Origin of the sequence: Pseudogracilibacillus sp. SE30717A (genome assembly GCF_037071985.1) — a bacterium.
Lineage (GTDB): Bacteria > Bacillota > Bacilli > Bacillales > Amphibacillaceae > Pseudogracilibacillus.
On sequence record NZ_JAXHDF010000003.1, the window covers coordinates 310354 to 322781 of the forward strand.

Here is a 12428-nt window from a genome sequence, read left to right on the forward strand (position 1 = left end):
AGAGAGGGAACAAGATGAAGAAATTTTTTGGGTTTTTATTTGTACTAGTATTAGCATTAGTTACTGCTGCATGTGGTGGAAATAATGACAACTCTGATTCAGCAGATAAATCAACTGGTAAATCAGATGGCGGTAAGAAAGAAATTACAATTGCGATTGATCAAAACTTTGTTACACTCGATCCTCATAATGCAGGTGATACAGTATCTATTTTTGGTGTCCGTTCGATGTATGAAGGATTAGTTGGTTTTGATGAAAAGATGAATATTGAACCAGCATTGGCTGAATCATATGACATCAGTGAAGACGGGTTAGTCTATACATTCAAATTAAGAGAAGATGTCACTTTTCATGATGGCGAACCTTTCAATGCGGAAGCAGTTAAAGCAAACTTTGACCGTGTAATGGATGATGCGAATAATTTAAGTGCTAAACGTAGTTTCCAATTCATCGACTCATTGGAAGTTATTGGCGACTATGAAGTTGCATTCCATTTAACAGAGCCATTTAGTGCAATGATCAACAAGTTTGCAATGGTTCCAATGATTAGTCCGAAAGCAATTGAAGAAGGAACAAAATATGTTGAAGCAAATCCAGTAGGTACAGGAACATTTAAATTTGTGGAATGGAAGCAAGGTACCATTTTAGAACTTGAAAAAAATGAAGATTACTGGGGCGGAGATCAAACGAACGTTGAAAAAGTAATCTTTAGCCCAGTACCGGAGAACGGTTCACGTGTGGCTATGTTGAAAACAGGGGAAGCAGATTTTGTATATCCACTACCACAGCAAAATGTGAAAGAATTGGAAAATAACGAAGATTTAACGATCGATGAATCACCATCTACAATTGCGCGTTATGTTTCGATTAATACATTTAAAGATCCTTACAGTGATTTAAAAGTTCGAGAAGCGATGAACTATGCAGTAGACAAAGAGGCATATATTCAAGTTGTTAAAGATGGATTTGGACATGTACTTGATTCCACAATGTCTTCTGAAACACAGTATTACTCTCAACAAGAACCTTATGAGTATGACGTGGAAAAAGCAAAAGAACTATTAAAAGAAGCTGGCTATGAAGACGGATTTGAAGCAGAAATTTGGGGAAATACAAGTTCGGAATCAGTTAAAGGAATGGAATTTATTAAACAGCAATTAGCTCAAGTTGGTATTGATGTAACCATCAAATCGATGGAAGAAGGAACACTTTCAGATGAAATTTACACACCTGAAAAACCAGAAGATGCAAAAGTTCAAATGTGGTATGTAAGCTGGTCTCCATCATCTGGTGATGCAGACGGAGCAACTCGTGGTTTATTCAGTAGTGAATATTTCCCACCAAATGGTGCCAACACGGCTTATTACGATAATGATGACGTAACAGAGTGGATTAAAGCTGCAAATGCTACTGCAGATCCGAAAGAGCAGGAAGCAATTTACAAGGATATTCAGAGCACTGTGTATAGTGATGCTCCATGGATTTTCTTAGCAACAGATATCAACTTAGCAGCACATCGTAATCATCTTGAAGGTGTTTATGTAGCACCAGATGGTTCAGTCGATATATCCCATGCACAAATAAAATAAAATATAGAATAAATAAAGCTATTCATTCTATAACTATGGTAAAAATATTTCATGGAAATTTAACGAAGGGCTTATGAGAGTAAGCCCTCTCTTTATTTGGAGGTGTATTTTCTTTGTGGCGATATCTCATTAGACGAATTATTAGTTTGATCCCTTTACTATTAGTCGTTTCATTTGTTGTCTTTATGTTCATTCATATTATTCCTGGTGATCCAGCACGATTATTAGCAGGAAAAGAAGCAACTGTGGAAGAAGTGGAAATGGCAAGGGTAAGCCTTGGTTTAGATAAGCCGTTATATGAGCAATATTTTGTATATTTAAAAGGATTGTTAACAGGTGATCTCGGTTACTCCATTAAATCGGGGGCTCCGGTCAGTAAATTAATTGGAGATCGGATCTTACCAACGTTAGGACTGACTTTTCTAAGTATTGCTTGGGCACTTATTATTGGAATTTTAATCGGAATTATTTCCGCAGTATTTAGAAACAGATGGCCAGATCATCTTGGAATGTTTACGGCTGTTTCCGGAATTTCACTTCCAAACTTTTGGATAGGGCTTGTCCTAATTCAGATATTTTCCGTACAGCTTGGATTGTTTCCAACCGGTGGAGCGGAAGGGTTTAAAAGTTATATTATGCCATCATTTGCTTTAGGAGCAGGGATTATGGCAATGATTGCCCGGTTTACCCGTTCATCTCTTGTGGAGAGTATGAAGCAAGATTATATTCGGATGGGACGAGCGAAAGGATTAGGCAGTAAGCAGATTGTTTTTGGACATGCATTAAAAAATTCTTTAATTCCAGTTATAACAGTTGCCGGACTGCAATTTGGATTTTTACTCGGTGGTTCTGTCGTAGTAGAAACTGTTTTCAGCTTTCCCGGACTAGGGACATTGTTAATCGACTCGATCCAGTTCCGTGATTATCCAGTAGTTCAGGCGGAGATTTTATTATTTGCTTTTCAATTTATTATGGTGAATTTAATTATTGATGTTGTCTACGGATTTTTAAATCCGAAAATACGACTTGAATAAGGAGGGAAAGATATACATGAACAGTCTTCAGACGGAGAGTGCAGAAATTGAACAAAGCAAATCACCGAATTCTTTTCTGCAATTTTGGCGATCATTTCATCGTAAAAAACCTGCAGCGATTTCTCTATACTTTGTTTTACTTTTGTTTATCATTGCGGTGATCGGACCATTTATTACTCCTTACGATGCAGCGGAGCCAAATTATAATAATTTATTAGAAACACCATCTTTGGCACATTTTTTTGGTACGGATGAATATGGGAGAGATATTTTAAGCCGAATTATTGCTGGAGCTAGAATTTCTTTATCTGTCAGTGTTTCGGCGGTTACAATCGGTGCAATTATCGGAACGATTCTTGGATTAATAAGCGGATTTATCGGCAAATGGGTTGATAAATTAATTATGCGCATTTGTGACGTACTGTTCGCTTTCCCTGATTTAATTTTAGCAATCGGAATCGTAGCTATTTTAGGACCGGGGTTAAAAAATGTCGTTATAGCGGTTGCATTTTTTAGTATTCCTTCATTTGCAAGGATTGTGCGTGGAGCAACGTTAGAAGTAAAAGAAATGTTATTTGTGGAAGCAGCAGAGTCCATTGGTGCAGGACGGCTTCGAATTATGTTTAAGCATGTGTTGCCAGAGACACTTCCGACTGTTATCGTTTATTTCACAATGAATGTTGGAACAGCTATTTTAGCAGCTGCCAGCTTAAGTTTTCTAGGTTTAGGTGCAGAGCCATCATCACCTGATTGGGGTGCGATGCTTAGCGTATCAAGAGATTATATCGGAACCGCATTTCATTTAGTGTTTTTCCCAGGACTCATTATCTTCCTTACTGTATTAGCATTTAATCTTTTAGGTGATGGGTTAAGAGAAATGCTCGATCCAAAAATGAAAGATTAGGAGGGTTATAATTGCCAGATTTACTTGAAGTTAAAAATCTTAAAACAGGTTTTCATAGCGAAAATGGTTTTTTACCGGTTGTCCATGGAGTCAGTTTTAATGTCAAACAAGGTGAAATTGTCGGGTTAGTTGGTGAATCAGGCAGTGGTAAAAGTGTTACATCTTTATCAGTTATGCGATTGTTTCACGATACACCGGGGGAAATCGTTGAAGGTGAAATTACGTATAAAGGAAAAAATTTATTAGATTTAACAGAAAAAGAAATGACAAGTTATCGGGGAAAAGAATTATCGATGATTTTTCAGGAGCCAATGACAGCGTTAAATCCTGTATTGAAAATTGGCAGACAAATGCGTGAGACGATCATGATGCATATGGGTATGAACAAGAAAGATGCCCATCAGTACGCGATTGAAACGCTAGAATCTGTTGGTATTCCTCGAGCGGCAGAAATTATGAATGAATACCCGCACCAGCTTTCCGGTGGGATGAGACAAAGAGTAATCATTGCGATGCAAATTTCTTGTAACCCTTCTTTACTCATAGCTGATGAGCCGACAACAGCACTTGATGTAACGATACAAGCACAAATTTTAAAGTTATTAGAACGTATTCAAGCAAAAACGAATATGGGTATTTTATTAATTACGCATGATCTAGGTGTTGTGGCTGAAATTTGTGACAGAGTAATCGTTATGTACGCGGGAGAAATTGTGGAAGAAGCAACAGCGGTAGAATTATTTGAAAATCCTCAGCATCCTTATACAAAAGGGTTAATGAACTCAGTTCCGAAAATCGGCTCGAAGAAAAAACGGCTAGATTCTATTTCAGGTACAGTTCCAAATGCAAGCAATATGCCAAAAGGCTGTAAGTTTGCACCTCGCTGCCCATATGCGATGCCGATATGCCAAGAGAAAGAACCGGGGTTAATCGCTTCGGAAAATCATTCAGCAAGATGTTGGTTATTAGATGAAGAAACTGTGAAAGAGGAGGAAAAGCAAATTGACTACTAATTTAATAGAAGCGAAAGATCTTACAAAGCATTTTCCTCTTAATACAGGTTGGTTTCAAGAAAAGAAGGTAGTGAAAGCAGTTAATGGAATTTCATTTACTATAAAAGCTGGGGAAACATTTGGGCTTGTTGGAGAATCAGGTTGCGGGAAATCAACAACTGGTCGATTGTTAAATGGATTAATTCCGCTCGATTCTGGAACACTTCTTTTTAAAGGGAAAGACTTGTCCAAAGCAAGTAAAAATGAATGGAAAAAGTACCGTCCTAAAATGCAAATGGTTTTCCAAGATCCGTATGCATCACTTAGTCCAAGGATGAAAATTAAAGATATTTTACGAGAACCATTAGATATTCACCATAAAAATATGTCCTCAGCTGAAAAAAATAAACGAGTAGAAGATTTACTTGATAAATGTGGAATTAGTAAATTTCATTTAAACAAATATCCACACGAATTTAGTGGCGGGCAAAGACAGCGAATTAGTATAGCGCGAGCGCTCATCTTAAAGCCTGAATTAATTATTGCAGATGAGCCAGTATCTGCTTTAGACGTTTCTATCCAGTCACAGATTTTAAATCTAATGAAAGATTTACAAGAAGAATATAATTTAACATATTTATTTATCTCACATGATTTAAGCGTAGTCGAACATATTAGTGACCGAGTAGGAGTAATGTACTTCGGTAACTTAGTGGAAGTGGCAACGAAAGAGGAGCTTTTTACGAACCCACAACATGATTATACGAAAACATTATTATCTTCAATTCCGCAAATGGTGCCAAAAGCGAAACGAAAAGAGGCATAATTTTATTTTTGTGCGCGGAATTGAATGCGATAAGTAAGGAGAATAAAAATGGAGATTACGATTATTCCGATTCATAAAGCAGATGAGGAGCTACCATTTTTCCAAGAAAATTCTAGTGTTGGCTTTGGTACGAGTCAATTCATCCAAAAAGAAGGGGAATTATTTTTATATATCGGATTAGGTGAGAACAAGCTGACATTTGAAGATGTACGCTTTTTAGGAGGTATTTGCCGGAAAGCATTATACAAAATGAAAGATGCAGCTGTTCGGATTAATTATCAAGCGATCGTTAATCGGTCTTTGAATTTACAGATTTCTGAAACAATCATCTGTTTTATGGAAGGATGGTATTTAGCTAACTATCAATTCCGCCCCTATAAAAAAGAGGAAGAGAAATTAAGTACGTTAGCGGTTCACTGGGAAGAGAAACGTTTTAAAGATTGGGAGCAGGAAGCTTACACAAGAGCAACTGCTGTAAATTTTGCTAGAGATTTATGTAATGAACCGGCAAATAAGTTAACACCGACTTCGTACGCACAATACTTAAGAAAAATGTTTAAAGATACGGATGTAGTCGTTGAAATTATTGAGGGTGATGCATTATCTAAGAGAGACTTTCCTGGAATAAATGCTGTTTCTAAGGGAAGCAGTGAACCAGCAAAACTCGCTATTTTAACGTTAAATCGTCAGTCAGATAAGGAAAAAGTTGCATTAGTCGGTAAAGGGGTAACATTTGATTCAGGTGGAATCAATGCGAAGACAGCAAGCGATATCGGTGAAATGAAAATGGATATGGGTGGATCGGCTGCAGTTGCAGGTGCAATGAAATTATTAGCTGATACAGATGCAAGTGTTAATGTCGTTGCGATTCTACCACTTGTTCAAAATCTTGCAGACGGAAATGCATTTTTACCATCGGATGTTATTCAGTATCCGAATGGACTGCATGTCGAAGTTGGTAATACGGATGCGGAAGGACGTTTAATTTTAGCTGACGGGTTATTGTACGCTCAATCGGTCGGTGCCAAAACAATTATTGATATTGCAACGTTAACAGGAAGTATCGGCAGTGCATTGGGTCTAAAAGCTGCAGGGGTTTTCAGTAATGCCGAAGAGGACTTATGGCAGTATAAAAAGCTGGGTGACGAGACAGGCGATTACATATGGCCAATGCCTGTATATGATGATTATATTCATTATTTGAAAAGCGATGCTGCCGATGTAAACAATATGAGCAGTTCCCAGTTTGGGGGAGCAATTACTGCTGCTTTATTTTTAAAACAGTTCATTGAACCCGATAAAAAGTGGATTCATATCGATATGGCGAATACGGTAAGACCATGGAAAGTACAAGGATATTATGTTCAAGGTGCATCCGGATACGGAGTTCGTTTATTGTATGAGATAGTAAAACAAAAAACTTTAGGTAACTAATAATTACTGTCTTTATATAAGATTATCTATTTTACGTGTAGAGCGAAGCCCATGTTAGAAGGTAAAAAGTTTTATAGATTAAAATAATAGTAAACTAGTAATTTTTAAAAAATAACTTCGGAGTGATATATATGCAATTAGATTGGCCAGCACATTATGGAGACCCTTCATGGTTTTTACATGATCGATTCGGAATGTTTATTCATTGGGGCTTATATTCTTTAAAGGCTAAAGATGAGTGGATCATGACGCAAGATAAGATAAACAAGGAAGAGTACGAAAAGTTATTTTATCAATTTGAAGCAGATCTCTATGAACCGAAAAAATGGGTGAAACAAGCAAAAGAGAGTGGAATGAAATACATTGTTCTAACGACGAAGCATCACGAAGGATTCGCATTATGGGATAGTGCCTATACGGAGTATAAAATTACAAATACACCTTATGGAAAAGATGCTTTAAAAGAGTTCGTCGAAGCATGCCGGGAAGAAGATATGAAAATTGGTTTCTACCATTCAGTTATTGATTGGCATCACGAACATTTTACAATTGATGGGCTGCATCCTGCCCGAGAAGATGAAGATGTTAAAGCAGAAAATCGAGATATGAAAATCTATCAGGAGTATTTGTATAATCAAGTGGAAGAGCTTGTTACGCAGTATGGAAAAATTGATTATTTCTGGTTTGATTTTTCTTATGATGATCGCGAATGGAGTTGGGCAAAAGGAAAAGGTGCAAAAGATTGGCGCTCAGAGGAATTGGAACAGTTAATTTTAAAACATCAGCCACATATGATTATTAATAATCGCCTTGGGTTAGATCGAGGTGTTTATACACCGGAACAATATCAGCCGACAGAAGTTCTGATGACTTCTGATAATAAAAAAAGAGTTTGGGAAGCATGCCAAACATTTAATGATCGGTGGACCTATAATCCAAATAATTTAAACATGAAATCAGCTGAGATGATTATCAAATTACTCATTGATACAGTATCAAAAGACGGAAATTTACTGATGAATTTCGGTCCGACCGCAAGAGGGAATTTTGACGAAGCCTCAACAAAAGTGCTAGAAGAAATCGCAGACTGGATGACATATCATAGCTCGTCTATTTATGGTGCAGGTTCCTCTAGCTTACGTGCCCCGCAGGATTGCAGGATAACAGCAAAAGAGGATCGGATATTTATTCATATTTTTTCTTGGCCGTTTAGAACCATTCATTTAAAAAACTTTCCGCTGGATATTCAATATGCGCGATTCTTACATGATCACTCAGAGGTTACTGTAAAACGTTTTGACCCTGCAGATTTGATTCATCATGATTTACCAGTCATTGCTGAAGATGAAGTTGTTTTAGAATTACCAGTTATTAAACCAAATCATCTGGTGCCAGTTATTGAAATTAAGTTGTGATAACAAGCTTTTTTAGTTGGTAGTGTAGATTGGTATAGGAGTAGATTTCTAACAGAGAAAATCATCCAAAAAACGAATGAGAAGATTTGAATAGAAGGATGGACAGCATGAGTCAAATAATAATCGGAATTGACATAGGTGGCACCTATGTAAAAATTGGTGTGGTCAATTTGTTTGGTGAAATTTTAAAGAAATGGAAAATTGAAACAGATAGACAAGCACAAGGAAAATATATCGTTGATCATATTTGGAAATCCATTGAAGAGAATGTAACAACTAATGAATTTGAAAATGTCCTTGGGATCGGAATTGGGGTTCCGGGATTTATTGATAAAACTCAAGGAAAGATAGATGCTGTCAATATTGGCTGGGTAAATTATGAATTGAAAAGAAAATTTGAGGAAAAAACAAATCTTCCCATCATAATAGAAAACGATGCGAATACTGCTGCTTTAGGCGAATACTGGCACGACCCAATGATTTCCGATCATATGATGCTAGTTACATTAGGAACTGGAGTAGGAAGCGGAATTATTATGGATGGTAATGTATTACACGGGTATAAAGGGTTAGCTGGAGAAATTGGTCATTATGTTGTCGATCCTGATGGTTCTCCATGTAATTGTGGCAGAAGAGGATGTTTAGATACGATTGCATCTGCAACAGGTGTAGAACGAGAAGCAATGAAAATTGTGCAGCAGGAACCAAATTCCAAGTTAGCAAAATTATATTCATCTCATCAGGAGCTGACCGCTAAAGATGTTTTTCAATTAGCGGAAGCAGGTGACGCCCATTCACAGGAAATTATTGACCAATTAGTTGACTATCTTGGTTTTGTTTTAGCGAACGTAGGAACGGTCGTTAATCCGTTTAAAATATTAATTGGAGGCGGCCTATCGCAAGCTGGAATCACATTTGTACAACAAATAGAGGCATCTTTTAAGAAACATTCTCTTCGTTGGATTAGTGAAACTACACAAGTAGAAATCGCAAAGTTAGGCAATGATGCAGGAATTATTGGTGCTGGCTATTTGATTAAAAAAGCACTGAGTAAGGAGACGTCAACATGTTATTAGAAGTGATTGGAACATCCTTAAAGGATGTAAAAGCAGCTGAAAAGTATCATGCCGATCGAGTAGAGCTATGTCAAAGTATAGCTGAAGATGGATTAACTCCGAGTTATGGGCTAATTAAGTCAGCTGTAGAAGCAGTGGATATACCGATCAATGTAATGGTTAGACCTCATAATAAATCATTTGTTTATGATAAAGATAATCTCATAACGATGTGTGAGGATATTCAAGCAATTAAACAGATAGGGGCTAATGGGATCGTTATTGGTCCTCTTACGCGAGAAGGAATAATCGATGAGCCCGCGTTAAAAGTCTTATTAGAAGCTGCTGATGGCTTGGAAGTTACCTTTCATCGAGCATTTGATTTTGTAAGAGATCAAATGGAAGCATTAGAAACAATTCTTAAGTACAAGCAAATTACAACTATTTTGACAGCTGGCGGTGACGGACCTGCAACCGATTCAGCTTCAAATATAATTCGTTTGAATGATAGAACAAAAGGGACTCATTTAACGATTATGCCAGGGCATGGGTTACGGATTGAAACATTACGTTCATTTTATGAAGAAGTCCAACCAAAAGCACTTCATTTTGGTTCAGGTGTAAGAGAAGACTTCGATTTTGATAAGGATCTTTCTAAAGAACAAATTACTAGGATTAAAGAGTTAACTAAAGCGATTTAAAGGCTCGTTTTATTAGACGTGATTAAGCCTTCATAGTATTAAAAAATATTAAAATCATAAACATGATAAAATGAATGTCATACACTCGTGAAAAAAAAGAAACCTAAGGCATATTTTATGCCATTAGGTTTCTTTTTTTCTTGCATTCAAAACTACTTTAAGATCAGTGGGTCGTTTGTTATTAATCCATCGATACCTAATGACTCATACATATTTGCTTCATTCCGATTATTGACTGTATAAATATTTACTTCTATATTACGTTGATGAGCTTCGATAATCATCTCTTCCGTCACATAGAAATGGTTAGGATGAATGCTATAAACACGTAAACCCGTATTCTGTATGTAATCAAATAGGTTAATTAAGTTGATATGAAATAGTAATCCTATTTTTGCATCTGGATCAATATTTGTTAATCTTTGTAAACTAACATGATCAAAAGCTGAATAGACAACTTTATTTTCAACGCCATGATGGTAAACGAGGTCAAGTACCTTTCGTTCCAAATCTTTTGGGATAACAGGACCATTTTTTAACTCAATATGAATAGTTCTTGGTTGATCACTAATTAATGACAATGTTTCATCCAAGGTGGGGATCGTTTCTCCTTTGTATTTTTTGTTAAATGAAGAGCCGAAATCATACTTTTTCAGTTGGTCGACAGTCAAATTATGAATGTATCCTTTCCCATTACTTGTCCGGTTAATTGTCGCATCATGACAAATTACTGGTACACCATCTTTCGAAAGTCTTACATCTAACTCAATAGCGTCTGCTTCTTGATCGAGTGCTTTTTTAAAAGCAGCTAACGTATTTTCTGGTGCATAAGCCGATGAACCACGATGAGCAATGATTTGCATATGTATCCCTTCTTCCGTAGAGTGTCTATGTTCACTATAGCAAAAATTACAAAGAACAGACAGAGTAAGGGAAGTTAATTTAAATTTACGAACATAGAAATCTTCTAGACATTCATGTCATTTAAAAGTGTTTCTTATCATAACCCAAACAGACTACTAAGTTGCTCACTATCAAATTGAATTGCACTCAGTTCGCATTTGACGTTTAAGCACATCGTATCCCGCATGCCACTCAGCATAGCATAAATTGACTATGCACAATTCCCACGCCACTCGGCAACTCCTTATGTATTAGTGGCTTTGCCCCAAAAAACAAACGGAAACACTTTTACAGAGGCATTAAATATAATCAAATTAAAAACCACACGAAATATCATTTTTCGTGTGGCTATCTACAATCAATCTAAAAGTTATCTAATACGTAATTCTGTTTCTGGATCGAAATAATGACTGTTATCCATATCGAAATGCAATTTAAGCGTTGATCCCGCTAAAATTCCTGTTCGAGCATCGATTCGAGATACGATATTTTGTCCGTTTACTTCTCCATAAACGACTGTTTCAGAACCCATTAATTCTGCTACATCGACACGAATGGAAAGGTTTAATTCATTTGAATAATTCGGATCAGAACTAGCATCATAAATATCTTCTGGACGAATCCCAAGGATGATCTCTTTATTTTCAAATCCATTATCTTTTAACATTTTAAGTTTGTCTTCTGGTATTTTAACCGTATCGTCTCCTAATTGAATATGACCGTTTGTTAATTTACCGCGTAAGAAGTTCATTGCTGGCGAACCGATGAAACCACCTACAAATATGTTTTCTGGATTGTCATAAATTTCTTTAGGAGTTCCGACTTGTTGAATAATTCCATCTTTCATAACAACAAGGCGTGTAGCCATTGTCATCGCTTCTGTCTGGTCATGAGTAACATAAATAGTAGTTGTCTGTAAGCGGCGATGAAGTTTTTGGATTTCGGCACGCATTTGCACACGTAATTTTGCATCAAGGTTGGATAATGGTTCATCCATTAAGAACACTTTTGGATCCCGAACAATTGCTCTTCCTAAAGCTACACGCTGGCGCTGACCACCTGAAAGTGCTTTTGGCTTTCTATCTAAAAAGTCTTCCAGCCCTAAAATTTTAGCCGCATTGTCTACACGTTTTTTAATCTCATCTTTTTTAAACTTACGCAATTTTAGACCGAATGCCATATTATCGTAAACATTCATATGCGGATATAGTGCATAGTTTTGAAATACCATCGCAATGTCACGGTCTTTTGGTGCGACATCGTTCATTAATGTATTATCTATAAAAAGTTCCCCATCGGAAATTTCTTCTAATCCTGCAATCATTCGAAGTGTTGTCGATTTTCCACAACCGGAAGGTCCTACAAACACAACAAATTCTTTATCTTCAATATGTAAATTGAAGTCTTTAACTGCAAGGACGTCTTTCCCGTATATTTTCTTGATGTTATTTAATTTAAGCTCTGCCACATCTTCATCCCCTTATGTATTAATCATTACTGTTATTGTACGTGATAAAAGCGTTTTCATATATGACAACCTTGCACAAATTTCTCAAATGTTTTCGTGCATATTTA

Annotated in this window: 11 protein-coding genes; 9 read left to right on the forward strand and 2 right to left on the reverse strand. The window is 36.6% G+C overall.

The genetic code is table 11. The annotated features are described in order from the left end of the window. The first annotated feature begins 14 nt into the window (after positions 1–14). The 9 genes from SPD48_RS06615 to SPD48_RS06655 all read left to right on the forward strand — a co-directional run bounded on the left by SPD48_RS06615 (position 15) and on the right by SPD48_RS06655 (position 9950). Positions 15–1589, forward strand: coding sequence for a glutathione ABC transporter substrate-binding protein (locus SPD48_RS06615; protein ID WP_336257291.1), 1575 nt, complete (start codon positions 15–17; stop codon positions 1587–1589). Between the two features lie 113 nt (positions 1590–1702). Next, positions 1703–2623: an ABC transporter permease gene (locus SPD48_RS06620; protein WP_336257292.1), complete on the forward strand. Its 921-nt coding sequence runs from the start codon at positions 1703–1705 to the stop codon at positions 2621–2623. 16 nt (positions 2624–2639) lie between these two features. Then, on the forward strand, positions 2640–3527 hold the full coding sequence (locus SPD48_RS06625; protein ID WP_336257293.1) for an ABC transporter permease: 888 nt from the start codon (positions 2640–2642) through the stop codon (positions 3525–3527). Positions 3528–3538: 11 nt separating this feature from the next. Further along, a complete protein-coding gene (locus SPD48_RS06630; RefSeq protein ID WP_336257294.1) occupies positions 3539–4540 on the forward strand; it encodes an ABC transporter ATP-binding protein in 1002 nt (333 codons plus the stop codon). Continuing rightward, a complete protein-coding gene (locus tag SPD48_RS06635; RefSeq protein ID WP_336257295.1) occupies positions 4530–5345 on the forward strand; it encodes an ABC transporter ATP-binding protein in 816 nt (271 codons plus the stop codon). The genes SPD48_RS06630 and SPD48_RS06635 overlap by 11 nt, the downstream gene beginning before the upstream one ends. A gap of 48 nt (positions 5346–5393) precedes the next feature. Then, on the forward strand, positions 5394–6779 hold the full coding sequence (locus tag SPD48_RS06640; protein WP_336257296.1) for a M17 family metallopeptidase: 1386 nt from the start codon (positions 5394–5396) through the stop codon (positions 6777–6779). Between the two features lie 131 nt (positions 6780–6910). Continuing rightward, positions 6911–8194, forward strand: coding sequence for an alpha-L-fucosidase (locus SPD48_RS06645; protein ID WP_336257297.1), 1284 nt, complete (start codon positions 6911–6913; stop codon positions 8192–8194). A 107-nt stretch (positions 8195–8301) separates the two neighbouring features. Then, positions 8302–9270, forward strand: a complete 969-nt coding sequence (locus SPD48_RS06650; RefSeq protein ID WP_336257298.1) for an ROK family glucokinase — start codon at positions 8302–8304, stop codon at positions 9268–9270. Further along, positions 9261–9950, forward strand: coding sequence for a copper homeostasis protein CutC (locus SPD48_RS06655; RefSeq protein ID WP_336257299.1), 690 nt, complete (start codon positions 9261–9263; stop codon positions 9948–9950). Before SPD48_RS06650 ends, SPD48_RS06655 begins: the two co-directional genes overlap by 10 nt. Positions 9951–10102: 152 nt before the next feature. Here the strand turns inward: SPD48_RS06655 and SPD48_RS06660 are convergent, their stop codons facing one another. After that, positions 10103–10813, reverse strand: a complete 711-nt coding sequence (locus SPD48_RS06660; RefSeq protein WP_336257300.1) for a glycerophosphodiester phosphodiesterase — start codon at positions 10811–10813, stop codon at positions 10103–10105. A 410-nt stretch (positions 10814–11223) separates the two neighbouring features. Beyond that, entirely contained in the window at positions 11224–12321 is a 1098-nt protein-coding gene (locus tag SPD48_RS06665; protein WP_336257301.1) for an ABC transporter ATP-binding protein, read from the reverse strand. Positions 12322–12428 lie beyond the last annotated feature (107 nt).